The following is a 24,412-nucleotide window of genomic DNA, read 5'->3' as shown; positions in this document are numbered from 1 at the left end:
TATAGTTGCGAGCTGAATCAAATAGGAATCAGTTGCATTGGCTATAACGAGACGAACCACCGGTGATTATCGAGTAAAAATAATTCTCATTTAGTTCAAGATGACCAGCGCCGGGTATTCCGAGAGCTTGGCCGAGGTGATGTGCGCCAGGGAGCGCACCACATCCAGCGGTTGATCGAGGCGGTAATTGCCGGTGACGGCCACGCTTGCGAGCTTGTCGTTGGTGTTGACGATCCAGCCGGGGTAATAGCGACGCAACTCGGCGAGCACTTCGCTCATCGGGCAGTTTTCGAATACCAGGCGGCCCTGGACCCACGCCAAGTCTTTACCGGCATCCAGTTTGGCCGGTTGGCCGAAGCCTTTGGGGCCGATGCGGATACTCTCACCGGCGCTCAGGCGCACGCGGGCATCGTCAAAGGTATTGCTCAAGTCCACGTCGCCGCGCTGCACCTGCACCTGGGCTTCGCCATTGAGGTAGCGCACGGCGAAGTCGGTGTCGCGCACGCTGGCGCGCACGGGGCCGGCGTCAATCTCCAGCGGCAGGCCACGGCTGGGCGCCACCTCAAAAAAAGCTTCGCCCTGGAACAGTCGGGCGACGCGCTGGTGGTCCTTGATGCTGCTGGAAAACGCCGAGTTGGTGTTCAGTAACACTTTGGAGCCGTCATCCAATTGCAGGCGCTGGCGTTCACCGACGACGGTGAGGTGGTCGGCTTGCAAGCGCACGGGCAGGCTGCTGAAGCTGAACAGACCGATCAGCAGCACAGCGGCGGTGGCCAGGGGTTTCCAATGCGGCTTGATACGCCGCCACGCGCTGGGTTTGCGCGGCACTGCCAGGGCCACGGCGGCGCTGTGAACCGGCGCGCCGCCCCAGGCGGCCTGGGCCTTGCTGAAGGCGAGCAGGTGCGCCGGGTCGCTGGCCAGCCAGGCATCGAACTCGGCTTGCTGCCCCGGTTGCGGGCATTGCAAGGCGATCAGCCAGTCGAGAGCTTGGTCCATGGCCGCGTCTTGCAACACCTCATGAGCCAGCTCATGGGGGCGCAGTTTATTCGGGTCCGTCACGGTGTTCCTCGGGTCTTCGCCACGTTCTATTCATTTTTCCTACAGCCTGGTTCGACACTTCTGTCGGGTGAAGCTTAAGGCTGATCCAGCCGTTCGGCCACTCCTACACAGATGGCCATGATCAATTTCAGTTCCTTCTGCACCGTGCTCAAGGACACTTGCAACTGATCGGCAATCTCCTGGTAGCTGCAACCGTGCAGGCGGCTGAGGATGAAGATCTGCTGCTGGCGCGCGCTCAACTGGCCCAGGCTGACGCTCAGGTGTTCGAGCAATTGCTCGGCCTGGGTGGCGTCTTCGGGCGTGCTCATCGGCGCGGCGACACTCTGCAGCACGTCCAGCGGCACATCTTCTTGCAGTGTGCGGGCCTGGATGCGGCGCGAGCGTAGATGGTCCAGCGCCAGGTTGCGCGCGGTTTGATAGACGAAGGGTTCGAGGTGATCGATCGGCCGCTCGCTGAGCGCCCGCGTAACGCGCAGGTAAGTTTCCTGCAACAGGTCCTCGGCGGTGCTGTGGTTATTCACCATCCGCTGCAAGGTGCGAAGCAGAATCACCCGCTGGGTGAGAAAGACTTGGTTGAAGCGAGATTGGCTCACAGTGATACCAGACCGGTTTGCAGTTAATGATAATGCTTATCATCAACTCAAATGGCAAGTGGCACTTTGAGAGGCTGCGTCGCCACTTAGCAGCGGGACGCGGAGCGTCCGAGGCGGCATTCCCACGCAGAGCGTGGGAACGATCAACAACCTGGTCGGTTTACTCGGCGTTGCAGAGCGCCAGGCAGTTATCCAGCATACGATTGGAGAAGCCCCACTCGTTGTCATACCACGCCAGCACTTTGAGCAACTTGCCGCTGACCTTGGTGTGGTTGGCATCGAAAATCGACGACAGCGGGTTATGGTTAAAGTCGCTCGAAACCAGCGGCAGGGTGTTATAGCCGAGGATTTTCGAGTGCTGGCTGGCTTCTTTCAGCAGTGCATTGACTTGCTCGGCCGTGGCTTCTTTCTTCAGCGTCACGGTGAGGTCCACCAACGACACGTTGATCACCGGCACCCGCACGGCCATGCCGGTCAGCTTGCCCGCCAGTTCCGGCAGTACCAGGCCGACTGCTTCGGCGGCGCCGGTCTTGCTCGGGATCATGTTCTGGGTGGCCGAACGCGCGCGGTACGGGTCGGTGTGGTACACGTCGGTGAGGTTCTGGTCGTTGGTGTAGGCGTGAATGGTGGTCATCAGGCCGCTTTCGATGCCCAGCTCGCGATGCAGCACCTGAGCCACAGGCGCCAGGCAGTTGGTGGTGCACGACGCGTTGGAGATGATCTGGTGCGACTGACGCAAAATGTCATGGTTTACCCCGTAAACCACGGTGGCGTCCGCGCCTTTGGCCGGGGCCGAGATGATCACCTTGCGCGCGCCGGCGGTAATATGGGCGGCAGCCTTGTCACGGTCGGTGAACAGACCGGTGCATTCGAACACCACGTCGATCTTGTGTGCAGCCCACGGCAGGTCGGCCGGGTTGCGAATGGCACTGACGGCAATCCGGTCACCATTGACGGTCAGGCTTTCCTGATCGTGGGCGACCTCTGCTTCGAAAGTGCCGTGTACGGTGTCGTATTTGAGCAGGTGGGCGTTGATCGAGCTGTCGCCCAGATCATTGATGGCGACGATCTGCAAATCCTGGCGGTAGCCTTGGGTATACAGTGCGCGCAGGACATTACGGCCGATACGGCCAAAACCATTGATTGCGATACGAAGAGTCATTGGAAAGTGCCTGTCGTCGATTTGTTGTAAGAATTACAAGATTATTCGCATAAAAATAGAAAACAAGCCTTTTTAGTGGCAATATTTTGTTCAATCTACAACGAGTGACCTGAATCAACTGGTCCGATGATTCAAACGACACCCTGCCATCCCATGCGCTGCGGGCGTTTGATCAGCATAGACACTCAGGTCGCCACATCCGTTAGCCTGGAGTTCTACACATGCATCCCCGCGTTATTGAGGTCACCGAACGGCTTATCGCCCGCAGTCGTGCAACCCGCGAGGCTTACCTTGCGCTCATTCGCGGCGCGGCCAGCGACGGCCCGATGCGCGGCAAGCTGCAATGCGCCAACTTTGCCCACGGCGTGGCCGGTTGCGGCACTGAAGATAAAAATAGCCTGCGCATGATGAATGCCGCCAACGTGGCAATTGTTTCGTCATATAACGACATGCTCTCGGCGCACCAGCCGTACGAACATTTCCCTGAACAGATCAAGAAAGCCCTGCGCGAAGTCGGCTCGGTCGGCCAGTTCGCCGGTGGCACGCCCGCCATGTGCGACGGCGTGACCCAAGGCGAGCCCGGCATGGAGCTGAGCCTGCTGAGCCGCGAAGTGATTGCCATGTCGACGGCGGTAGCGCTGTCCCACAACATGTTCGATGCCGCGCTGATGCTGGGCATCTGCGACAAGATCGTCCCTGGCCTGATGATGGGCGCGCTGCGCTACGGCCATCTGCCGATGATCTTCGTACCGGGCGGCCCTATGCCGTCGGGCATCTCCAACAAGCAGAAAGCCGACGTGCGCCAGCGTTACGCCGAAGGCAAGGCCAGCCGCGAAGAGCTGCTGGAATCGGAGATGAAGTCCTACCACAGCCCCGGCACCTGCACCTTCTACGGCACCGCCAACACCAACCAGTTGCTGATGGAAGTGATGGGCCTGCACCTGCCGGGCGCTTCGTTCGTCAACCCGTACACGCCGCTGCGTGATGCGCTGACCCGCGAAGCCGCGCACCAGGTCACGCGCCTGACCAAGGCCAGCGGTGACTTCACGCCGATTGGCGAGATCGTCGACGAAAAATCCATCGTCAATTCCATCGTCGCCCTCAATGCGACCGGTGGTTCCACCAACCACACCCTGCACATGCCGGCCATCGCCATGTCGGCGGGCATCATCCTCACCTGGCAGGACATGGCCGACCTGTCCGAGGTGGTGCCGACCCTGTCCCACGTGTATCCGAACGGCAAGGCCGACATCAACCACTTCCAGGCAGCGGGCGGCATGTCGTTCCTGATCCGCGAACTGCTTGAAGCCGGCTTGCTCCATGAAGACGTCAACACCGTAGCCGGCAAGGGCCTGAGCCGTTACACCCAGGAACCGTTCCTGGTCGACGGCGAACTGATCTGGCGCGACGGCCCGATCGAAAGCCTCGACGAAACCATCCTGCGCCCCGTAGCCCGTGCGTTCTCGCCCGAAGGCGGCTTGCGCGTGATGGAAGGCAACCTTGGCCGTGGCGTGATGAAGGTTTCGGCGGTGGCGCCGGAGCATCAGATCGTTGAAGCACCGGCGGTGGTGTTCCAGGATCAGCAGGATTTGGCCGATGCGTTCAAGGCCGGCCAACTGGAAAAAGACTTCGTTGCGGTGATGCGCTTCCAGGGGCCGCGCTCCAACGGTATGCCGGAATTGCACAAGATGACGCCGTTCCTCGGCGTGTTGCAGGACCGTGGCTTCAAAGTCGCGTTGGTAACAGACGGGCGTATGTCCGGCGCCTCGGGTAAGATCCCCGCCGCGATTCACGTCAACCCCGAAGCCCAGAGCGGCGGGCCGCTGGCGCGGGTCAAGGATGGCGATATCATTCGCGTCGATGGCGTAAAAGGCACCTTGGAGCTTAAGGTGGACGCCGAAGAACTTGCAGCGCGCACGCCTGCCACGGGCCTGTTGGGCAACAACGTGGGGGCTGGTCGCGAGCTGTTTGCATTTATGCGCTTGGCCGCAAGCTCCGCAGAGCAGGGCGCCAGCGCCTTTACCTCTGCCTTGGAGACGCTTAAGTGAAGCTTGCGCTGGTCGGTGACATTGGTGGTACCAACGCCCGTTTTGCGTTGTGGCGGGATCAGGAACTGCATTCGATCCGCGTGCATGCCACGGCGGATCACCATAGCCCTGAGGAAGCCATCAAGGTGTACCTCAAGGAAGAAGGCCTGGAAATCGGGGACATCGGCGCGGTGTGCCTGTCGGTCGCCGGGCCGGTGAGTGGCGATGAATTTAAATTCACCAACAACCACTGGCGGCTGAGCAAAACTGCGTTTTGCAAAACCTTGCAGGTTGATGAATTGCTGCTGGTCAATGACTTCACGGCCATGGCCCTGGGCATGACGCGGCTCAAACCCGATGAGTTTCGCGTGGTCTGCCACGGAACGCCGGAGCCCTTGCGCCCAGCCGTGGTGATCGGCCCAGGCACGGGCCTGGGTGTGGGCACCTTGCTGGACTTGGGCGAAGGCCGTTACGCGGCATTGCCGGGGGAGGGCGGCCATGTCGACCTGCCGCTGAGCAGCCCGCGTGAAACCCAGTTGTGGCAGCACATTCACAGCGAGATTGGGCATGTGAGCGCCGAGACCGCGCTGAGCGGTGGCGGCCTGCCTCGTGTGTACCGCGCCATTTGTGCGGTCGACGGGCACACGCCGGTGCTGGACACGCCGGAAGCCATCACGGCAGCGGGCCTGGCCGGCGACCCGGTGGCCATGGAAGTGTTGAACCAGTTCAGCATCTGGCTGGGCCGTGTGGCCGGTAACAACGTGCTCACCACCGGTGGGCGTGGTGGTGTGTACATCGTGGGCGGGGTGATTCCGAGGTTTGCCGACTTCTTTATCAACAGCGGTTTTGCCAAGAGCTTCAGCGACAAGGGCTGCATGAGCGACTACTTCAAAGGTATTCCGGTGTGGTTGGTGACGGCGCCGTATTCCGGGTTGACCGGGGCCGGTGTGGCACTTGAGCAGGCTTTTGCGTAGGGACTGAAGGCCCCTTCGCGAGCAAGCCCGCTCCCACATTCGACTGCATTCCAAAGTTGGAACCCGGTCAAATGTGGGAGCGGGCTTGCTCGCGAAAGCGGCCTCAAGGGCAACAAATGATTTAAGCTTGGCCATAACAACAAGGAGGACCCCGTGAGCGTAATCAGTAAATCGATTCTCCTGGTCGACGACGATCAGGAAATCCGCGAATTGCTGCAGACCTACCTCAGTCGCGCCGGCTTCCAGGTGCGTGGCGTGCCGGATGGCGCGGGGTTTCGCCAGGCGATGAACGAGGCGCCGTGCGACCTGGTCATCCTCGATGTAATGTTGCCGGACGAAGACGGTTTCAGCCTTTGCCGCTGGATTCGCCAGCACCCGCGCCAGGCGCAGGTGCCGATCATCATGCTGACCGCCAGTTCCGACGAAGCTGACCGCGTGATCGGCCTGGAGCTGGGCGCCGACGATTACATCGGCAAACCTTTCAGCCCCCGCGAGCTGCAGGCGCGGATCAAAGCCCTGTTGCGCCGCGCCCAGTTTGGCCAGGAACGCACGGGCGGCGGCGATGTGCTGGTGTTCGATGAATGGCGCCTGGACATGATCAGCCATCGCCTGTTTCACGTGGACGGCGAAGAGGTGATCCTCTCCGGCGCCGACTTTGCCTTGCTCAAACTGTTTCTCGATCACCCGCAACAGATTCTCGACCGCGACACCATCGGCAATGCCACCCGTGGCCGCGACCTGATGCCGTTGGACCGTATCGTCGACATGGCCGTCAGCCGCCTGCGCCAACGCCTGCGCGATACCGAAAAACCTCCAAGGCTGATCCGCACGGTGCGTGGCAGCGGTTATCAACTGGCAGCCAGCGTGGTTGCCGGCAATGCCCACTGAGCCACTGACCGAGCGCCGCCGGCGCTTTCCGGTGCCGCGTTCGCTGCTGGGGCGCATGTTACTGCTGACCTTGCTCGTGGTGCTGTTCGCCCAGGCGCTGTCCAGCGTGATCTGGGTGTCGCAATTGCGCGCCACCCAGCTCGAAGGCCTGGTGACCAGCGCGCGCAGCCTGGCGCATTCGATGACGGCCAGTGTGAGTTACTTTCGCTCGCTGCCGGTGGCCTATCGCCCGTTGGTGCTCGACCAGCTGCGCAGCATGGGTGGCACGCGTTTTGTGGTGACCCTCAACGACCGCCCACTGGACATGCAGATTCTGCCGCAGACCCCGCGCAAGCAGGCGGTGCTGCAAGCCGTGGACGAAGTGCTGCGCCAAACCCTGGGCAGCGACGTGCTTATCTCGGTGGAATTCGTCAGCGCCGAGGACCTGCGTATTTTCAACGCGGGCCTCAAGCTTGATGAGCTGCCGCGTTCCTGGGCGCATTACGCCCTGACCCTGGAGCCGGTGAACCCGCCGGTGCTGGTCACACAAATCCAGCTGGCACCCGGCGAATGGTTGTACATCGCCTCGCTGCTGCCCGAGCCCTACACCAGTTTGGAAGAGCAAGGCCTGCCGTCGCAGCAAGTGTGGTTTATCGTGCTGACCAGCGGTTTCCTGCTGCTGTTTATCGGCCTGTTGGTGCACTGGCAAAGCCGGCCGCTCAAGCGCCTGGCGCGGGCAGCGCGGGACATGTCCCTGGGCGCCGACGTGGAGCCGGTGGCCGAAGGCGGTGGCAGCGAAGTGGTGGAAGTGGGCCGTGCGTTTAATGCCATGCGCGAACGCATCAGCCGCTACCTCACCGAGCGCAGCCAACTGTTCAGCGCGATTTCCCACGATTTGCGCACGCCGATCACGCGCCTGCGCCTGCGCGTGGAGTTGCTGGAAGACGAAAACCTGCAAGCCAAATTCGGCCGCGACCTGGATGAGTTGGAGTTGCTGGTCAAGGGCGCGTTGCAGTGCGTCAAAGACACCGACATCCACGAAAACATCGAGCCGGTCGACCTCAATCACGTGCTCGATTGCCTGGTGGAGCCGTACCTGGCGCCGAACGGTAATGGTCGCATCACCCAGCACGGCCGGGCGCTGACCCCTTATCCGGGCAAACCGCTGGCGCTCAAGCGCTGCATCGGCAACCTGATCGACAATGCCCTGAAGTACGGGCAGAACGCGCATTTGCATATCGAGGACGATGGCGTGGAGTTCATCCTGCATGTGGATGACGAAGGCCCCGGCGTGCCGGAGCAGCGTTTGGAGCAAGTGTTTGAGCCGCACTTCCGACTGGCCGGGCAGCAGCAGGGTTACGGCTTGGGCCTGGGCATCGCGCGCAACATTGCCCACAGCCATGGCGGGGAAGTGAGTTTGCAGAATTTGCGCGAAGGCGGTTTGCGGGTGACCTTACAACTGCCGCGAACCCTGGACTGACTAACACCACCGATCAACTGTGGGAGCTGGCTTGCCTGCGATAGCATCACCGCGGTCTGACTGAAAGAACAGGGTACCTGCATCGCCGGCAAGTCAGCTCCCACACAAGCCCAATCCCACATTTTGATCCCGGTTGAGTCAGATACTTTGGCGCAGCCGGGCCAAATCCCGCAGCGGCGGCGCCCCGAACAACCGGCTGTATTCCCGGCTGAACTGCGACGGGCTTTCATACCCCACCCGATACCCCGCCGCCGACGCCTCCAGCCCTTCGGCAATCATCAATCGCCGTGCTTCCTGCAGCCGCAGTTGCTTCTGGTATTGCAGCGGACTCATCGCCGTAATCGCCTTGAAACGATGGTGCAAGGTCGAAACACTGAGGTTCACTTCCTTGGCCAGGTCATCAATGCGCAGCGGTTGTTCGAAGTTGCCGTTCAACCACTTGATCGCCTGGCTCACGCGATGGCTCTGACTGTTGGCCACGGCGATTTCATACAGCCGGTAACCCTGTGGGCCACGTAGCAAGCGATAAAGGATCTCGCGATTGATAAGGGGCGCGAGCATGGCGATGTCTTTTGGCGTGTCCAGCAGCCGCGTCAGGCGCAGCACGGCGTCGAGCAACTGGTTGTCGATGCGGTCAACGTACATGCCACGGGATGTCGGCCGCGACGGCACGCCCATCGGGCCCGCCTCGGCGATCAGCGCGGTGAGCTGGGCCGGGTCGATATTGATGCGCACCGACAGGTTGGGGTCTTGCGGTGTGGCGTCGATGATCCGCCCGGCGACCGGCATCGCCACCGAAAACACCAGATAATTGAGCGGGTCGTAGGCAAAGATTTCGTCGGCCAGGCGCACTTCCTTGCTGCCACTGGCCAGGATGCACAAGGCGGGTTCCACCAGCACCGGCATGAAGTCGCGGGGCGTGTTGTGGCGGTTCAGATACAGCGAGGTGATTGCCGTGCCGTAGGAGCCATCTTCCCAGGTGTGACGGTGAACAATGCTGGCCAGCTCGGCGCGTTGTTTTTCCATCTCGGCATCGAGGGGCATTGGCTTGGTTTCGGGCGACGACATGGGGTGTCCTCTACTGACTGCTTTGATGGGATCAGCTTAGCGGCGGCATTTCAAAAGGTGTTACGTCGATTCTGCTCAATCCTTGCCTGATCCTGCGATATGTCGTGAATCGGGCAAGTGGGGAGCCTGTCATCTGCCTGAAACACTGAGTATGGGCGTGGAATAAATCCCGGGGGCCAGACGTCTTATCTACGCTTCTCGCAGGATTGTGCAATAAGCCTGCAGGAATCGACTAACTGCGCCCGCCTTCGCGCCGCTATCTTTGATCCTGTGGCAACACGCCCTCACAGTGCTTGCCGAGCATCACTTCTCAACGGGAGAGTCGAACATGTCCACCCCCATTCCCGCGAGCCATATGGCCTTTATCCGTGCCCGTACCGGGTGCAGCACCGAACTCGGTGCACGCTTGAGCAGTTTGATCGAACCGGGCCGTCAGGCTCAGGGTTGCCTGCAATTCTCGTTGCAGCATTCCCAGGTCGATCCCGATGTATGGCTGGTCTCGGGCTTCTGGAGCAGCGAGCAGGCGATGAGCGCCTACTTCAGTTCCCCTGCCTTGATGATCTTTACCGAGCTGTTGAACGACATGGTCGTGCGCAGCATGGACTTCCAGACCTTCACCGACGCATCCGCCGCCCATGCCTACGGTGAGTACCTGCAACTGGCCGGTTAGCGGTTAGAATGGCCGACTTTCCATTGGCCGGGACCTGCAACATGGCACGTAAACAATTTGCCCATCACGAAGCCGTTTCTGCATTAGTGCGTGAAGAAGAGGGTGGCTACAGCGCCGCCGTCGCCGTCAAGGCACTCGATGGCATGGGCGCCCCGCAGTTTCACAAGATCCTGGCTGGCCAGACCTTCAAGACCGCCTCCGACGCCGACGATGCAGCGACGCTGCAACTTGAATGTCTGGTTGATGTGGACGAAGACGGTCAGCTGACTTGGGCAACAGCCGCAAGCTGAAGCCGAACACTTTATATCGCTCAACAAAGATCAAATGTGGGAGCCGGGCAAGCCCGGCTCCCACAGGGTTCTGTTGTGTTTGTTGGGCAGTATCGGGTCAGCGCGGGCGATACATCTTGAACAACGCCTCCGACCCCAGCTGGAAATAATCCGCCGGGCCACCGCCACGCAAAATCGGCTCCGCGGCTGCCGTGTCGTAAACCCCATCCTTGAGCAGCCACTTGGCAATGTGCACGGCAACCACTTCACCGAGCACCAGCCAACTCGGCACCAACGCCTTGTCGGCGCGCTGCAGTTGAATGATCTGCGTCACCTTGCATTCAAACGACACCGGGCTTTCGCCTACCCGTGGCACCGCGACGATTTTCGAGGCCACCGGCGTCAGGCCGGATAACTCGAATTCATTCACGTCCGGCGAGACGGCCGCGCAACTCTGGTTCATCTGCTCGGCCAGCGGGCGGGTTGCCAGGTTCCACACGAACTCACCGGTCTGTTCGATGTTGTTCAGGCTGTCTTTGCGCCCGACACTGGAAAACCCAATGATCGGCGGAATGTAGTTGAACGCGTTAAAGAAACTGTAGGGCGCCAGGTTCAGGCGGCCAGCGGCGTCGTGTGACGAAATCCAGCCAATCGGCCGTGGCCCTACGATGGCATTGAACGGATCATGGGGCAGGCCGTGGCCGTTGGCGGGTTCGTAGAAGTGGATATCGTCGGACATGGGCCAGGGTTCCTGCTGCGCGTTGGGGGAGGCCGTCATAGTGCAATCCAGGGCGATGAATTTCCATCGCGCGTATGGAATTTTCATTGATTGCCCACCTATTTTTCACAGCCCCGCGTTCAGTCTGCGCGCCAGGTCGGCCCCCTTTAAGTCGGCCGATTGAAAGACTGAGCTTCGGAGCCTTCTCGCACATGAACAAACTTCCTCAGATCACCCTGGCGTTCTGGGTCATGAAAATCTGCGCAACGACCCTGGGCGAAACCGCCGGGGATTTGCTCTCGATGACCCTTAACGTCGGCTACGCCATCAGCTCGATGATCCTGATCAGCGTGTTTCTCGTCACCCTGCTGACACAGCTCTGGTCGAAAACCTACAACCCGGTGCTGTACTGGATCGTGATCCTGTCCACCAGCACGGCCGGCACCACGATGTCGGACTTTATGGACCGCACCTTGGGCCTTGGTTATGCCACCGGCTCCATGATCCTGATTGCAATCTTGCTGATCATCTTCGCGATGTGGCACGTCAGTGGTGATTCGCTGAACGTGAATAAGGTGCAGACCTTCAGGGGCGAGCTGTTTTACTGGATGGCGATTCTGTTCTCCAACACCTTGGGCACTGCGTTGGGCGACTTCCTGGCGGACGACTCGGGCTTGGGCTTTGGCGGCGGCGCCTTGCTGATCGGCTCGGCGATTGCGGTGGTGGTCGCACTCAAATACTTCACACAGATATCGTCAGTGCTGCTGTTCTGGGTGGCATTTGTACTGACCCGCCCGTTTGGCGCGACCTTGGGCGACTTCCTCACCAAACCTCACGAAAAAGGCGGGCTGGATTTCGGCACCATCGGCTCATCGGCGGTGCTGGCGGCGGTGCTGGTGGTGATGATTGCCGGGGCGGCGTACGCGCAGCGTCGGTATGGACGCAGCGCAATAGCGGACGCCTCCTGAAACAAAATGTGGGAGCGGGCTTGCCCGCGATGGCGGTATGTCAGTCAATGAATCCAAGACTGATAGACCGTTATCGCAGGCAAGCCAGCTCCCACATTTTTTACCGCGTTAAATCTTTAATCCGTGGTGATACGCGAGTGTTTACGGGTGTCTTTCATGGTCACGTAAACCACCAGCGACACCGCGATACACGCGGTCACATACCAGTAGTAACCCGTCTCCATGCCGATATTCTTGAACCACAGCGCAATCACTTCAGCCGTACCGCCGAAGATCGACACGGTCAGCGCATACGGCAGGCCCACGCCCAGCGCGCGGATCTCGGTCGGGAACAGTTCAGCTTTCACCACCGCGTTGATCGAGGTATAGCCACTGACGATGATCAGCGCCGCCATGATCAGGAAGAACGCGCCCCACCAGCTTTGGATGGTGTGCAGGGTGGTGAGGATCGGCACGGTGAACAGCGTGCCGAGGATGCCGAAGGCGATCAGGATCGGTCGGCGGCCCACCTTGTCCGACAGCCCGCCCACCAGCGGTTGCAGGCACATGAACAGGAACAGGGTGGCGGCCGAAATGGTGGTGGAGTCGGAGATGCTCATGCCCACCGTGTTCACCAGGTATTTCTGCATGTAGGTGGTGTAGGTGTAGAAGGCCAGGGTGCCGCCCATGGTCAGGCCGACCACCGTCATCACTTCCTTGGGGTGACGCATCAAGGTGCGCATCGCGCTTTCCTTGGCTTTTTCCTTTTTGGTGAACGACTCGGTCTCTTCCATGCCGCGACGCAGGAACAACGCGACCACTGCGCACAGCGCGCCGATGGCGAACGGGATGCGCCAGCCCCAGGCATACAGCTGCTCGGTGGTCAGGGTTTGTTGCAACACGATCAATACCGCCAGGGCGATGAGCTGGCCGGAGATCAGGGTCACGTACTGGAAGCTGGAGAAGAAACCGCGACGCTCCTTGGTCGCCATCTCACTCAGGTAAGTGGCCGAGGTCCCGTACTCGCCACCCACCGACAGGCCCTGCAGCAAGCGTGCAAACACCAGCAGGATCGGCGCGCCGATGCCGATGGTGTCGTAGCCCGGCGTCAGCGCGATCAGCAGCGAGCCGAAGCACATCAGCAATACCGAGGCCATCAAGGCCGCCTTGCGACCCTTGTAGTCAGCGTAAAGCCCCATCAGCCAGCCACCGATCGGGCGCATGATAAAGCCCACGGCAAAGATGGCGGCGGTGTTCATCAACTGGGCGGTGGAAGAACCGGCAGGGAAGAACGTCTTGGCGAAATACAGCGAGAAGGCCGCGTAGACGTACCAGTCGTACCACTCGACCATGTTGCCGACGGAGCCACTGAAGATCGATTTGATGCGGCTGGAAGTGGTGCGCTCTTTAGCCGGCGCAGCCGCCGACCCCAGAGGCAGGGCGTTGGAGTTATCCATTGAAGGATCCTTCATCTAGTTGTTTTTATGGAGCGGCGCGAACGCAGCCTGGTTTGGGCTATAGCAGGAGCTGTGCCAAACAGATGAAGGCCCGGAATAGAAGGGTTACAGGATTTTTTTGAGCGGAAAGTTGCTGATGGTTTTGCGGTGGTGAGCGGAAATCCGCTTATGGCTGCCTGCGATGGCGTCTTCGAAAACAGCTACAGAAACATCTCCCGCACCAACCCATGCCGCTGCATCTTTTCATTCAAGGTACGGCGCGGCAGTTGCAGCTCGGCCAACACCGCCTTGATATCGCCTTTGTGCCGCGTCAACGCAGCCTTGAGACAATGCGCCTCGAACGCCTCCTGCTGCGCCGCCAGGGATTGCCCGGCCTCGACGCCTTCCGGCTCCGGTTCACTCAGGCCCAGCACCTGGCGTTCGGCGACGTTGGCCAGCTCGCGCACATTGCCCGGCCAGTCATGGCTGAGCAGGCGCCCCAGTTGCGCACCGCTCAACGGTTCGGCGCTGCGGCCCAGGCGCTCGGCGGCGCTTTGGGCAAAGTGGTCGAACAGCAGCGGAATATCCTCACGCCGCTCGCGCAACGGCGGCAGGCGCAGTTGCGCGACGTTCAAGCGGTACGCCAGGTCTTCGCGAAAACGCCCGGCGCGGGCCTCTTCGAGCAGGTCGGGCTTGGTGGCGGCAATGATGCGCAAGTCCACATGGATACTTTGGTTGGAGCCCAGTCGCTCCAGTTTCTGTTCCTGCAACACCCGCAACAATTTGACCTGCTGGGCCAGCGGCATGCTTTCGATTTCATCCAGGAACAGCGTGCCGCCGTGGGCATATTCCAGCTTGCCGATGCGTTTGCCCTGGGCGCCGGTGAACGCGCCGCTTTCGTGGCCGAACAGCTCGGCTTCAAACAGCTGCTCGGGGATGGCCGCGCAGTTGAGCGCGACAAAGGGCTTTTTGGCCCGTGGGCCAAAGTCATGCAAACAGCGCGCGACCAGTTCCTTGCCGCTGCCGGTTTCGCCACGGATCAGCACATTGACCGGCAGGCTGGCCAGGTCCAGCACTTGGCGGCGCAGGGTCTGTAAACCACGGGACACGCCGAGCAGGCTCGACTCCAGCTGCGCCCGATGGTCGGCCTGTTGATGCAGGCGACGGTTCTCCAGGATCAGCCCGCGTTTGTCCAAGGCGCGGCGCAGGCTGTTGAGCAGTGCGTCCGGGCTGAAGGGCTTTTCCAGAAAGTCGTAGGCACCGTCACGCATGGCTTCCACGGCCATCGGCACGTCGCCATGCCCGGTGAGCAAGATCACCGGCAAGTCGGCGTCACGCCGCTGCACTTCGGCCAGCAGCTCCAGGCCGCTGAGGCCGGGCATGCGCACGTCGCTCAAAATGACGCCAGGAAAGTCCTTGGGCAGATGTGCCAGGCATTCTTCGGCGCGACTGAACAACTGCACTTCAAACCCCGACAGGCTCAACCACTGTTCGACGGCGGAGCGAATACTCGCCTCGTCATCCACCACAATCACTGCGTTCAACATAGGTCGGGTGTCTCCAGCGCGATAGGCAGGGTCAGGGTAAATACCGCGCCGTCGCCACGGTTGCCGGCGAGCAGGCGCCCGCCCAGTTCATGCACGATGGCATAGGACACGGCCAACCCCAAGCCAAGCCCGTCGCCCACCGGTTTGGTGGTGAAAAATGGATCGAACACGCTGTTCAGATGCGCTTCGGCTATCCCGCCGCCGCTGTCGCTGACGGTCAGTTGCCACAGCTGCTGGTCGGCGTGCAGGCGGATTTCCAGGCGTTTGCGCGGTTTGTCGGCCATGGCGTCCAGCGCATTGCGTAGCAGGTTGATCAGCACTTGCTCCAGGCGGATCGCGTCACCACGCACCCAGGCAGGGCGGCTAAGGTCCAGCACCACACCAATGCTTTCATCGCGCAGACGGGCGTCGAGCAGGTGCAAGGATTGGTCGACCACCGTGGCCAAATCCAGCCGCTCACGCAGGCCGCTGGGGCTCTTGCGCGCGAAGGTCTTGAGGTGGCCGGTGAGCGCCGCCATGCGTGTGAGCATGTCGTCCAGCGGCGTCAGTGCCTTATAGGCATCGTCCACGCGGCCGTGATCGAGCAGCAGGCGCAAGGTCGCCAACTGCATGCGTTGGGCGGTCAGCGGCTGGTTGATTTCATGGGCGAGGGCGGCGGACATTTGCCCCAGGGCCGCCAGCTTGGCCGACTGCACCAGGCCGTCCTGCGCGGTGCGCAGCGCCTGGGTGCGCTCTTCGACAAGCTGTTCAAGCTCTTCGCGGCTGCGTTGGCGCAAGCGGGCCAGGCGCCAGCGTTGGTTCAGGAACAGCAGCAGAAACACCAGTGCCAGCCATGAACCGGCGGCGGCAAGGCCGGCGTTGCGTTGGTCTTCAAAGGCGAACTGCGGTTTGCGCAGCAGGTGCAAGGTCCAGCCTTCGGCTTTCAGCGGCAGGGATTCCCAGATGTAATGGGCGTTGCCGTCGGGGCCGTTGACCCGCATCAAGTGGCTGTTTTCGTCAAAGCGCTGCAGCGTCTGAGTGTCCAGCGGCTGCAGCTGTTTCTTGTCGTATTGGCGAGTCGCCTTGAGTTCGGCAAGGTCATTGGCCGACAAGGGGCGCAAGTTACGGTAACGCCAGCCCGGCTGGTTGGCGATAAACACGATGCCCCGCGCATCGCTGACCAGCAGCAGGTCGTTGCCTTGGGCCCATTCGCGCTCAAGTTCGGGGAACTCCAGCTTCACCACCATGGCGCCGAGGAACTGCTCGTGTTCATCGACCACGGCGCTGGAGAGGAAATAACCCGGAATGCCGGTGGTCACCCCCACCGCATAAAAACGCCCGGTGCCCTGGCTTTTGGTCTGGCTGAAATACGGACGAAACGCGTAGTTGTGCCCGACATAGCTGCTGGGCAGGTTCCAGTTACTGGCGGCCACGGCCAGGCCGTTACGGTCCATCAGTTCCAGGGTGGAAGACTGTGCGGCACCGTTGATGCGCTCCAGCTTGCGGTTGAGCAAGTCCTGGGTAGCGGTGTCCAGCGGGGCTTTGAGGGCGCTGATCATTTCTGAATCCAGCGCCAGTACGGCGGGCAGGGCGCGGTAACGTTCGATCAGGGTGTGCAGCGAATTGGCATACAGCGCCAATTGCTGATTGGCGCGAGCGGCGTCATCCACCAAGGCCTGACGTTCGGCATGACGGGTGGCCAAGGCGGCGGCCAGCACGGCGCCGGCGATGATCAACAGCGAGTAGAAAGTCAGTCGCAGGGGGCGAGGGATCACGATCATACGGTGATGAACAGGCGCGGTAAGGGGCAAGCACCATAGCATGAGTAGGACTGTATTTTGTGGTGAGCGCGGCTTGTGTGGGAGCGGGCTTGCTCGCGAATGCGGTGTATCAGTGACAGTTAAATTGACTGACCCACCGCTTTCGCGAGCAAGCCCGCTCCCACATGACTGTGTACACAATAAAAAAGGCGACTGGGCCATTAGCCACAGTCGCCTTCATCCTTGCGGGGAAGTGCTTACTGCACTTCTACCGCCAGGCTTTCACTGATCTTTTTCTGCCAGATGGCAGGACCGGTGATGTGTACGGACTCGCCCTTGCTGTCCACCGCAACGGTGACCGGCATGTCTTTGACGTCGAACTCGTAGATCGCTTCCATGCCCAACTCGGCGAAGGCAACAACGCGCGACTTCTTGATGGCTTGCGCCACCAGGTAAGCAGCGCCGCCCACGGCCATCAGGTACACGGCTTTGTGGTCCTTGATCGCTTCGATCGCAGTCGGGCCGCGCTCGGATTTGCCGATCATGCCGAGCAGACCGGTTTGCTCGAGGATCTGACGGGTGAACTTGTCCATCCGCGTGGCCGTGGTCGGGCCAGCCGGGCCAACCACTTCTTCGCGCACCGGATCAACCGGGCCGACGTAGTAGATGAAGCGACCCTTGAGGTCCACCGGCAGGGTTTCGCCCTTGTTGAGCATCTCGACCATGCGCTTGTGCGCCGCGTCGCGACCGGTGAGCATCTTGCCGTTGAGCAACACGGTTTCGCCCGGCTTCCAGCTTTGTACTTCTTCCGGGGTCAGGGTGTCGAGGTTGACGCGACGGGCCGACGGGCCGGCTTCCCAGACGATTTCCGGGTAGGCATCGAGCGGTGGCGCTTCCAGCGACGCCGGGCCCGAACCGTCGAGCACAAAGTGCGCGTGACGGGTGGCGGCGCAGTTGGGGATCATGCACACCGGCAGCGAGGCTGCGTGGGTCGGGTAGTCCATGATTTTCACGTCGAGCACGGTGGTCAGGCCACCCAGGCCCTGGGCGCCGATGCCCAGTTGGTTGACCTTCTCGAACAGCTCCAGACGCATCTCTTCGATACGGTTCTGCGGGCCGCGCTTTTTCAGCTCGTGGATGTCGATGGACTCCATCAACACTTCCTTGGCCATCACCGCAGCTTTCTCGGCGGTGCCGCCGATGCCGATGCCGAGCATGCCCGGTGGGCACCAGCCGGCGCCCATGGTCGGAACGGTCTTGAGTACCCAGTCGACGATCGAGTCGGACGGGTTGAGCATGGCCATTTTCGACTTGTTCTCGGAGCCGCCGCCTTTGGCCGCCACGTCCACTTCCACGGTGTTACCCGGGACGATGGAGTAGTGGATCACCGCCGGGGTGTTGTCCTTGGTGTTTTTACGCGCACCGGCCGGGTCGGCCAGGATGGAAGCGCGCAGGACGTTTTCCGGCAGGTTGTAGGCGCGACGCACGCCTTCGTTGATCATGTCGTCCAGGCCCATGGTGGCGCCGTCCCAACGTACATCCATGCCCACGCGCACGAACACGGTCACGATGCCGGTGTCCTGGCAGATCGGGCGATGGCCGGTGGCACACATGCGCGAGTTGATCAGGATCTGAGCGATGGAGTCACGGGCTGCCGGCGATTCCTCGCGCAGGTAGGCTTCGTGCATGGCCTGGATGAAGTCAACGGGGTGGTAGTAGGAAATGAATTGCAGGGCGTCGGCAACGCTCTGAATCAGGTCGTCTTGCTTGATCACGGTCATGAGTCGCGCTCCTCTATAAGGGAACATTCAATAAAGGTGGCTTCAGTGTTGCATCGGTCGGCTGAAACCACCTTTCCAAGGCACGCCACAGTGGTGCAAGGCGCGACGCTAAAAAGGCGCGGCAGTATAACCCGACGCGGTGGCCGATACACCCGACTATGGTCAAACTGTCGCAGGCATGATTCCCTGTGCGGGTCCCTTCTGATTGAGCCTTTATATGCCTGAATTGCACGTCGGCGAACGCCACTGGTCGGTAGCCACCGGCAGCAACCTGCTGGATGCCTTGAATCAGGCGGGGGTGGCTGTGCCCTACAGTTGCCGGGCGGGCAGTTGCCATGCGTGCCTGGTGCGTTGCCAGGGTGAGGTTGTGGATAAGCAGCCCGATGCCCTGAGCCCGGCGCAACGTCAGGACGGTTGGCGTCTGGCCTGCCAATGTGAGGTTGTCGCAGATTTACAGGTTGAAGCATTTGACCCGCTGCGCGATGGCTTGCCCGCGCATGTGGTGGGCGTCGACTGGTTGAACCCCGAGGTACTGCGCCTGCGCCTGCAACCCGAACGTGGCCTGCGTTATCGGGCCGGGCAGCATCTGGTGCTGTGGGCGGGGCAGGTGGCGCGCCCGTATTCGTTGGCCAGCTTGCCGCAGGAAGACCCGTTTTTGGAGTTTCATCTCGATTGCCGTCTGCCCGGTGAATTCAGCGATATTGCCCGGCAACTTCAGGTGGGCGACGGCCTGCGGCTCGGTGAGTTGCGGGGCGGGGCGCTGCAATATGATCCTGACTGGCAATCGCGGCCGTTGTGGCTGCTGGCATCCGGCACGGGGCTTGGGCCGTTATGGGGCGTGCTGCGCGAGGCGCTGCGCCAGGATCACCAAGGCGCCATCCGCGTGATTCACCTGGCCCATGATGCCGATGGGCATTATCTGGCCGAGCCCTTGGCGCAATTGGCTGCGCAGCACGCGAACCTGACTGTGGAGCTGTGGACGGCGGCTGAGTCGGCCCAGGCATTGGCGCAACTGCGGCTTGTTTCGCGGCAAACTCTGGCCTTACTCTGCGGGCACCCTGCCAATGTCGAGGCGTTTTCCAAACGCCTGTTCCTGGCGGGATTGCCGCGCAATCAACTGCTGGCCGATGTGTTCCTGCCGCGTGGTTGAGCGCTGATTTTTCCAGCCGCGAGATTCGCCATGACCGACGCCATCCTGCTGCAACGCGAAGGCGGGCTGCTGACCCTGCAGCTCAATCGCCCCGACAAGAAAAATGCCCTGACCCGCGCCATGTACACCCAACTGGCCGAGGCGCTGGAGCAGGCTGATGCGGACTCAGGTATCCGAGCGGTGCTGATCCAGGGCAGCCATGAGTGTTTTACCGCCGGCAACGACATCGCCGACTTCCTCGAACAGCCGCCCAGTGATCTGGACAGCCCGCCGTTTCACTTCATGCAAAGCCTGCTCAACTGCCGCAAGCCGGTGATCGCGGCGGTAGCGGGTGCGGCGGTCGGTATCGGCACGACCCTGTTGCTGCATTGCGATCTCGTCTATATCAGCCGCGATGCGCGTTTGCGCATGCCGTTCGTCAACCTGGGGCTGTGCCCGGAATTTGGCTCCAGCCTGATCCTGCCTCGGCTGCTGGGGCATGCGAAAGCGGCTGAACTGTTGCTGTTGGGCGAAGGTTTTACCGGCGAGCAAGCGGCCGCGTGGGGGATTGCGACTGAGGCGATGGGTAGTGGCGAAGCGGCGCTGGCCAAGGCGCGGGAAGTTGCGCAGCGCTTTGAAACCCTGGCGCCGGGCGCGGTGCAGGTCAGCAAGCAGCTGATGAAAAGTGTCGACCGTGAACAGTTGCGGCAGGTGATTGAGGACGAGGGAGCGTTGTTTGTGCAGCGCTTGAAGTCGCCTGAGGCGATTGCGGCGTTGTCGGGGTTTATCACCCGGCGCTGATGACGCCATCGCAGGCAAGCCAGCTCCCACATTGGAATGCGGTCAACTGTGGGAGCTGGCTTGCCTGCGATGAGGCCCTTTGATTCAACAGATCTCCAGGCCTTTAAATACAAAAAGCCCCGCCATTCACATGGCGGGGCTTTTGTTTTTCAGCGTGTCACTCAGAACTGCGGGTCGCCCACGTGCAGGATCTTCATGCCATTGGTACCACCGGTGGTGTGGTAGCTGTCGCCCTTGGTCAGGATGACCCAGTCGCCTTTCTCTACGACGCCACGCTTGACCAGCTCGTCGATCGCCTTCTGGCTCACTTCGTTCGGTGCCAGCGAAGCCGGATCGAACGGAATGGTGTACACGCCACGGAACATCGCCGCGCGGGCCTGGGCTTCGCGGTGTGGGGTGAACGCGTAGATCGGCACCGAGGAACGGATACGCGACATGATCAGCGGGGTGTAGCCACTTTCGGTCAGGGCAATGATCGCTTTCACGCCCGGGAAGTGGTTGGCGGTGTACATGGCAGCCAGTGCGATGCTCTGGTCGCAGCTTTCGAACACTTTGCCGATACGGTGGCTGGAGGTCTTGCTGGTCGGGTGCTTTTCGGCACCGACGCAGATACGCGCCATGGCCTGCACAGCTTCCAGCGGGTAAGGGCCGGCAGCACTTTCAGCCGAGAGCATCACCGCATCGGTGTAGTCGAGCACGGCGTTGGCCACGTCGGACACTTCGGCACGGGTCGGCATCGGGTTCTGGATCATCGACTCCATCATCTGGGTCGCCACGATCACGGCCTTGTTGTGGCGGCGTGCGTGCAGAATGATCTTCTTCTGGATACCGATCAGCTCGGCATCACCGATTTCCACGCCCAGGTCGCCACGGGCAACCATCACAGCGTCGGAAGCGTTGATCAGGGCGTCGAGGGTTTCGTCATCGGCCACGGCTTCGGCGCGTTCGATCTTGGCCACCAGCCAGGCAGTACCGCCGGCTTCGTCGCGCAGCTTGCGGGCGTATTCCATGTCGGCAGCGTCGCGCGGGAAGGACACGGCGAGGTAGTCCACTTCCATTTCGGCGGCGAGCTTGATGTCAGCCTTGTCTTTTTCGGTCAGGGCCGGCGCCGTCAGGCCACCGCCGCGACGGTTGATGCCTTTGTGATCGGACAGCGGGCCACCGATGATCACGGTGCAGTTCAGCTCTGTCGAGGTGGCGGTGTCGACGCGCATGACCACACGGCCGTCATCCAGCAGCAGTTCGTCGCCGACGCCGCAGTCCTTGACCAGATCCGGGTAGTCGATACCCACGACTTCCTGGTTGCCTTCGGTCAGCGAATGGCTGGTGGAAAAGGTGAACTTGTCACCGATCTTCAGCTCGATGCGCTTGTTGGCGAATTTGGCGATACGGATTTTCGGGCCTTGCAGGTCACCCAGCAGTGCCACGAAGCGGCCGTGCTTGGCGGCCAGGTCACGCACCAGCTTGGCGCGAGCCTTGTGCTCGTCCGGGGTGCCGTGGGAGAAGTTCAGACGGGCAACGTCCAAACCAGCCAGAATCAGCTGTTCGAGGACTTCCGGCGAGTTACTGGCCGGGCCAAGGGTGGCGACGATTTTGGTACGACGGACGGACATGCACAGACTCCTGAGTTCAAGCGCTGAGGAAGGCTACTATGCTCTTTGGTTGTAGTCATTGTTCGTTTGCACTACTTATCGAAGATTCGCTTGTTTTAGCTCCAATTGAATAGATGAACACCCTTGAAGATTTTCGGCGCGGGGTCGATACACTGCACAAGACAGGAGAACCCCCATGCGAATTTTGCTCATTGCTGCCCTGGCCGTCAGTGTTGTCGGCTGTACCCGCTGGTCCATGGACCATCATTTGAACAACGCTTACCGCGCCTATGGGGTGGGTGATTGCGCGCGCGTGACCCTGGAATTGTCCCAGGTGGACCGCGAGAGCCGAACCCGTCGGTATGTGCAACCGGAAGTTTCGATGCTGCGCGGGCAATGTCTGGAGCGTCAGAAGCTGTTTGTTGATGCGGTGCAGACCTACCAGTTCATCATCAATCAATACCCGGCCAGCGAGTATGCCTACCGCGCCCGTGCCCGGCTCGACACCCTGCAGCAACTGGGCCATTACTCCGGCGCGAGTGTCGCGCAGCCACGGCCCGCATCACTTTGATGATATTTATCATTCCATAGCTGGCCCGTCGCCAGTCTTAAGCTATTCTTTGAGTGTTCGTTTGTACAGTTTATGTTCAAACGAATGGATTGCTTGGGATTGGCAGCAGTAGGGCGATCAAGCGCACGCTGGATTCGCACCAATTTCCAGGGAGAGCGAACATTCCGTGTTCGTTCCGAATAACTGGCGCGGCCACTGATATGGCCAATGGATGGCGATTTCATCATGTTTACCGACCGAAGGATTGAGCGGCATCAGTTGTCTGGTTTCTTGAAAGTCTTCAACCGGCTTACGGATAAGCCTATTGGCTACTTGGGGAACGTGTCCGAAGATGGGCTGATGTTGATCAGCCAATTACCCATGATGGTTGATGTAGCATTTGAACTGCGTTTGAAAATCCCCATGGCAGACGGTGAGTTCCAGGCCATTGACCTCACGGCGATGTGCTTGTGGAGCCACGAAGATGTCAATCCGCAGCACTATGACTCAGGATTTCGCGTGGTCGAAGCGCCTGAGGCATACGGGCAATTGATCAGTGCCCTGTGTCATTACTTCAGCTTTGATCCTCTGCAGGCTTCCGTCTAGGCATTGCGCGTTGTCGACCCGGCTCGGATGGGGTTAGCCGAGCGTGTGGTCGTGTGCTTGAGTCATAAAACACCGGCCTTTTTCCAGCTCAGATAACGCGTCACCAAGGCGGCCCCCAGCCCCGAGGGGAGCGTATCCAGCACCGACAAACCGTGGGCGCTCAAGCGCTCATGCAGATCGTTTCTTTTATTGAGATAGTCGACAGTCCCGCTGTAGGCCAGCGCTTCAGGCAAGGTTTGCACGGGGGCCTGGCGCAGTTGGTCGAGTACGTCTTCGCGCAGGCTGGCGACCAGCACCCGGTGTTGCCGGCTGATGCGCTTGACCGCTGCGAGTAACTCCTCATCATCTTCATCGCGAAGATTGGTCACCACGATTACTAATGCCCGACGTTTCTGCCGGGCCATTAATTGGCTGGCGGCGGCCGCATAGTCGGCAGTACGGCGGGTGGTGTCGAGGTCGTAAACAGCATTGAGCAACAGGTTCAGTTGGCCGCTGCCTTTGACGGGCGCCAGGTAGCGCGGCTGGTCGCAGGCAAAGGTGCTCAGCCCGACAGCATCGCCTTGGCGCAAGGCAACGTAACTGAGCAGCAGGCAAGCATTAAGGGCGTGGTCGAAGTGAGCGAGTTCGGCGTCCTGGCTGCGCATGCGCCGACCACAATCGAGCATGAGCACAATCTGCTGGTCGCGCTCGTCCTGATATTCCCGGGCGATGGGCGTGCGCTGGCGCGCGGTGGCTTTCCAGTCGATCTGGCGCAGGCTGTCACCCTCGCGAAACTCACGCAATTGATGAAACTCCAGCCCCAACCCCCGGCGTTGGCGCTGGCGAACCCCCAATTGGCTCAACCAACTTTCCACGCCCAGCAGTTGTGCGCCGTACAAACGGGCGAAGTCAGGGTAGACCCGCGTTGTATCCGGGGCTGCAACAAAGCGCCTCGCAGACCACAACCCGAAAGGGCTGGGTAGGTGAATCTCACAGCGACTGAAACTGAAGTGCCCACGCCGCAAGGGCCGCAATCGATAGCCCAGTTCGCTTCGCTGGCCCGGCAGAAGTTCGATGGGCTGCGGCATATTCTCCACGCTCAGGCCGTCAGGCGCGTGGTCGAATACCTGCACGGTCAGCGGCTGCGGCAAGTCATGTTCAAGGGTCAGGCGTACTTCACCCCAACGGCCCAAGGCCAGGCTACCCGGCATCTGCCGTTGCACCTGTGGGCATGGAAGACGCCGCAGGCGCAGGGCGTCCAGCAGTGCCAATAGAAACAGCGCCAGCAGAAGGCCCCACGCCACTTTATGCAGCGTGTCGGGTACGTTGAGCTGGAGCGCCGTAGCCGCGCCCAACAGGGTGTTCAAACCCAGTAGGACGCCAAGCCAGATCAGCAGCAGACGAGTTGGCTTCATGGC

Annotated in this window: 22 protein-coding genes; 11 read left to right on the top strand and 11 right to left on the bottom strand. The window is 61.0% G+C overall.

Annotated features, from left to right (window positions below; all coding sequences use genetic code 11):
• Window positions 1–90: 90 nt before the first annotated feature.
• The 3 genes from BLV67_RS22725 to gap form a co-directional block, all read right to left on the bottom strand.
• A complete protein-coding gene (locus BLV67_RS22725; RefSeq protein ID WP_065930413.1) occupies window positions 91–1,059 on the bottom strand; it encodes a FecR family protein in 969 nt (322 codons plus the stop codon).
• 74 nt (window positions 1,060–1,133) lie between these two features.
• Entirely contained in the window at window positions 1,134–1,652 is a 519-nt protein-coding gene (locus tag BLV67_RS22720) for an RNA polymerase sigma factor (RefSeq protein WP_065930414.1), read from the bottom strand.
• Window positions 1,653–1,812: 160 nt separating this feature from the next.
• On the bottom strand, window positions 1,813–2,814 hold the full coding sequence (gap, locus tag BLV67_RS22715; protein ID WP_065930415.1) for a type I glyceraldehyde-3-phosphate dehydrogenase: 1,002 nt from the start codon (window positions 2,812–2,814) through the stop codon (window positions 1,813–1,815).
• 221 nt (window positions 2,815–3,035) lie between these two features.
• On the opposite strand from gap, the gene edd reads away from it, so the two are divergent.
• From edd to BLV67_RS22695, 4 genes are all read left to right on the top strand, one after another.
• Entirely contained in the window at window positions 3,036–4,862 is a 1,827-nt protein-coding gene (gene edd / locus BLV67_RS22710) for a phosphogluconate dehydratase (protein WP_069788164.1), read from the top strand.
• Window positions 4,859–5,815, top strand: coding sequence for a glucokinase (locus tag BLV67_RS22705; protein WP_065930417.1), 957 nt, complete (start codon window positions 4,859–4,861; stop codon window positions 5,813–5,815). The genes edd and BLV67_RS22705 overlap by 4 nt, the downstream gene beginning before the upstream one ends.
• 153 nt (window positions 5,816–5,968) lie before the next feature.
• The gene (locus BLV67_RS22700) at window positions 5,969–6,703 is read left to right on the top strand and encodes a response regulator (protein ID WP_017139770.1); all 735 of its coding nucleotides are present in this window, start codon (window positions 5,969–5,971) and stop codon (window positions 6,701–6,703) included.
• 31 nt (window positions 6,704–6,734) lie between these two features.
• Window positions 6,735–8,162 carry an ATP-binding protein gene (locus BLV67_RS22695; protein WP_201024761.1) on the top strand — a complete coding sequence of 476 codons (1,428 nt, stop codon included), beginning with the start codon at window positions 6,735–6,737 and terminating at the stop codon, window positions 8,160–8,162.
• Window positions 8,163–8,300: 138 nt separating this feature from the next.
• Here the strand turns inward: BLV67_RS22695 and BLV67_RS22690 are convergent, their stop codons facing one another.
• Complete coding sequence (locus tag BLV67_RS22690; protein WP_065930418.1) at window positions 8,301–9,230, bottom strand: AraC family transcriptional regulator; 930 nt, start codon at window positions 9,228–9,230, stop codon at window positions 8,301–8,303.
• Window positions 9,231–9,558: 328 nt separating this feature from the next.
• Here BLV67_RS22690 and BLV67_RS22685 point away from each other — a divergent pair, with 328 nt between their 5' ends.
• On the top strand, window positions 9,559–9,900 hold the full coding sequence (locus BLV67_RS22685; protein WP_065930419.1) for an antibiotic biosynthesis monooxygenase family protein: 342 nt from the start codon (window positions 9,559–9,561) through the stop codon (window positions 9,898–9,900).
• Window positions 9,901–9,908: 8 nt separating this feature from the next.
• The gene (locus BLV67_RS22680) at window positions 9,909–10,190 is read left to right on the top strand and encodes a hypothetical protein (RefSeq protein ID WP_056858655.1); all 282 of its coding nucleotides are present in this window, start codon (window positions 9,909–9,911) and stop codon (window positions 10,188–10,190) included.
• A 97-nt stretch (window positions 10,191–10,287) separates the two neighbouring features.
• Here the strand turns inward: BLV67_RS22680 and BLV67_RS22675 are convergent, their stop codons facing one another.
• Window positions 10,288–10,908, bottom strand: coding sequence for a flavin reductase family protein (locus tag BLV67_RS22675; RefSeq protein ID WP_069788194.1), 621 nt, complete (start codon window positions 10,906–10,908; stop codon window positions 10,288–10,290).
• Window positions 10,909–11,099: 191 nt separating this feature from the next.
• On the opposite strand from BLV67_RS22675, the gene BLV67_RS22670 reads away from it, so the two are divergent.
• A complete protein-coding gene (locus tag BLV67_RS22670; protein WP_069788163.1) occupies window positions 11,100–11,855 on the top strand; it encodes a COG4705 family protein in 756 nt (251 codons plus the stop codon).
• A 116-nt stretch (window positions 11,856–11,971) separates the two neighbouring features.
• On the opposite strand, the gene BLV67_RS22665 is transcribed toward BLV67_RS22670, so the two are convergent.
• The 4 genes from BLV67_RS22665 to BLV67_RS22650 form a co-directional block, all read right to left on the bottom strand.
• A complete protein-coding gene (locus tag BLV67_RS22665) occupies window positions 11,972–13,291 on the bottom strand; it encodes an MFS transporter (protein ID WP_069788162.1) in 1,320 nt (439 codons plus the stop codon).
• 200 nt (window positions 13,292–13,491) lie between these two features.
• Window positions 13,492–14,817 (bottom strand): sigma-54-dependent transcriptional regulator, encoded by a 1,326-nt coding sequence (locus tag BLV67_RS22660; RefSeq protein ID WP_069788161.1) that lies wholly within the window; start codon window positions 14,815–14,817, stop codon window positions 13,492–13,494.
• On the bottom strand, window positions 14,811–16,577 hold the full coding sequence (locus BLV67_RS22655) for an ATP-binding protein (RefSeq protein ID WP_069788160.1): 1,767 nt from the start codon (window positions 16,575–16,577) through the stop codon (window positions 14,811–14,813). Before BLV67_RS22655 ends, BLV67_RS22660 begins: the two co-directional genes overlap by 7 nt.
• Before the next feature lie 236 nt (window positions 16,578–16,813).
• Window positions 16,814–18,337 carry a fumarate hydratase gene (locus tag BLV67_RS22650; protein ID WP_010208051.1) on the bottom strand — a complete coding sequence of 508 codons (1,524 nt, stop codon included), beginning with the start codon at window positions 18,335–18,337 and terminating at the stop codon, window positions 16,814–16,816.
• A gap of 217 nt (window positions 18,338–18,554) precedes the next feature.
• Between BLV67_RS22650 and BLV67_RS22645 the strand changes: the two genes are divergently transcribed.
• Together BLV67_RS22645 and BLV67_RS22640 are read left to right on the top strand one after the other, a co-directional pair.
• Window positions 18,555–19,487, top strand: a complete 933-nt coding sequence (locus tag BLV67_RS22645; RefSeq protein ID WP_065930425.1) for an iron-sulfur-binding ferredoxin reductase — start codon at window positions 18,555–18,557, stop codon at window positions 19,485–19,487.
• 30 nt (window positions 19,488–19,517) lie between these two features.
• Window positions 19,518–20,267 carry an enoyl-CoA hydratase-related protein gene (locus tag BLV67_RS22640; protein WP_065930426.1) on the top strand — a complete coding sequence of 250 codons (750 nt, stop codon included), beginning with the start codon at window positions 19,518–19,520 and terminating at the stop codon, window positions 20,265–20,267.
• A 161-nt stretch (window positions 20,268–20,428) separates the two neighbouring features.
• Here BLV67_RS22640 and pyk read toward each other — a convergent pair whose 3' ends face one another.
• Window positions 20,429–21,880 carry a pyruvate kinase gene (gene pyk, locus BLV67_RS22635; RefSeq protein ID WP_065930427.1) on the bottom strand — a complete coding sequence of 484 codons (1,452 nt, stop codon included), beginning with the start codon at window positions 21,878–21,880 and terminating at the stop codon, window positions 20,429–20,431.
• A 175-nt stretch (window positions 21,881–22,055) separates the two neighbouring features.
• Here pyk and BLV67_RS22630 point away from each other — a divergent pair, with 175 nt between their 5' ends.
• Complete coding sequence (locus BLV67_RS22630) at window positions 22,056–22,430, top strand: tetratricopeptide repeat protein (RefSeq protein ID WP_056858550.1); 375 nt, start codon at window positions 22,056–22,058, stop codon at window positions 22,428–22,430.
• A 225-nt stretch (window positions 22,431–22,655) separates the two neighbouring features.
• Window positions 22,656–23,015, top strand: coding sequence for a PilZ domain-containing protein (locus BLV67_RS22625; protein ID WP_065930487.1), 360 nt, complete (start codon window positions 22,656–22,658; stop codon window positions 23,013–23,015).
• Between the two features lie 62 nt (window positions 23,016–23,077).
• Here BLV67_RS22625 and BLV67_RS22620 read toward each other — a convergent pair whose 3' ends face one another.
• Window positions 23,078–24,409, bottom strand: a complete 1,332-nt coding sequence (locus BLV67_RS22620; RefSeq protein ID WP_069788159.1) for a DUF58 domain-containing protein — start codon at window positions 24,407–24,409, stop codon at window positions 23,078–23,080.
• Window positions 24,410–24,412: the final 3 nt, after the last annotated feature.

This window comes from Pseudomonas salomonii, from assembly GCF_900107155.1.
Taxonomy (GTDB): Bacteria; Pseudomonadota; Gammaproteobacteria; order Pseudomonadales; family Pseudomonadaceae; genus Aquipseudomonas; species Aquipseudomonas salomonii.
The sequence above is the reverse complement of the archived record's forward strand: the minus strand, read 5'-3'. Positions and strand labels throughout refer to the sequence as shown.

Excerpts from the sequence above, each read along its gene's own strand:
- gap (WP_065930415.1), bottom strand. The coding sequence starts at position 2,814 with ATGACTCTTCGTATCGCAATCAATGGTTTTGGCCGTATCGGCCGTAAT.
- edd (WP_069788164.1), top strand. The coding sequence starts at position 3,036 with ATGCATCCCCGCGTTATTGAGGTCACCGAACGGCTTATCGCCCGCAGT.
- BLV67_RS22690 (WP_065930418.1), bottom strand. The coding sequence starts at position 9,230 with ATGTCGTCGCCCGAAACCAAGCCAATGCCCCTCGATGCCGAGATGGAA.
- BLV67_RS22685 (WP_065930419.1), top strand. The coding sequence starts at position 9,559 with ATGTCCACCCCCATTCCCGCGAGCCATATGGCCTTTATCCGTGCCCGT.
- BLV67_RS22680 (WP_056858655.1), top strand. The coding sequence starts at position 9,909 with ATGGCCGACTTTCCATTGGCCGGGACCTGCAACATGGCACGTAAACAA.
- BLV67_RS22675 (WP_069788194.1), bottom strand. The coding sequence starts at position 10,908 with ATGTCCGACGATATCCACTTCTACGAACCCGCCAACGGCCACGGCCTG.
- BLV67_RS22670 (WP_069788163.1), top strand. The coding sequence starts at position 11,100 with ATGAACAAACTTCCTCAGATCACCCTGGCGTTCTGGGTCATGAAAATC.
- BLV67_RS22665 (WP_069788162.1), bottom strand. The coding sequence starts at position 13,291 with ATGGATAACTCCAACGCCCTGCCTCTGGGGTCGGCGGCTGCGCCGGCT.
- BLV67_RS22660 (WP_069788161.1), bottom strand. The coding sequence starts at position 14,817 with ATGTTGAACGCAGTGATTGTGGTGGATGACGAGGCGAGTATTCGCTCC.
- BLV67_RS22655 (WP_069788160.1), bottom strand. The coding sequence starts at position 16,577 with ATGATCGTGATCCCTCGCCCCCTGCGACTGACTTTCTACTCGCTGTTG.
- BLV67_RS22650 (WP_010208051.1), bottom strand. The coding sequence starts at position 18,337 with ATGACCGTGATCAAGCAAGACGACCTGATTCAGAGCGTTGCCGACGCC.
- BLV67_RS22645 (WP_065930425.1), top strand. The coding sequence starts at position 18,555 with ATGCCTGAATTGCACGTCGGCGAACGCCACTGGTCGGTAGCCACCGGC.
- BLV67_RS22640 (WP_065930426.1), top strand. The coding sequence starts at position 19,518 with ATGACCGACGCCATCCTGCTGCAACGCGAAGGCGGGCTGCTGACCCTG.
- pyk (WP_065930427.1), bottom strand. The coding sequence starts at position 21,880 with ATGTCCGTCCGTCGTACCAAAATCGTCGCCACCCTTGGCCCGGCCAGT.
- BLV67_RS22630 (WP_056858550.1), top strand. The coding sequence starts at position 22,056 with ATGCGAATTTTGCTCATTGCTGCCCTGGCCGTCAGTGTTGTCGGCTGT.
- BLV67_RS22625 (WP_065930487.1), top strand. The coding sequence starts at position 22,656 with ATGTTTACCGACCGAAGGATTGAGCGGCATCAGTTGTCTGGTTTCTTG.
- BLV67_RS22620 (WP_069788159.1), bottom strand. The coding sequence starts at position 24,409 with ATGAAGCCAACTCGTCTGCTGCTGATCTGGCTTGGCGTCCTACTGGGT.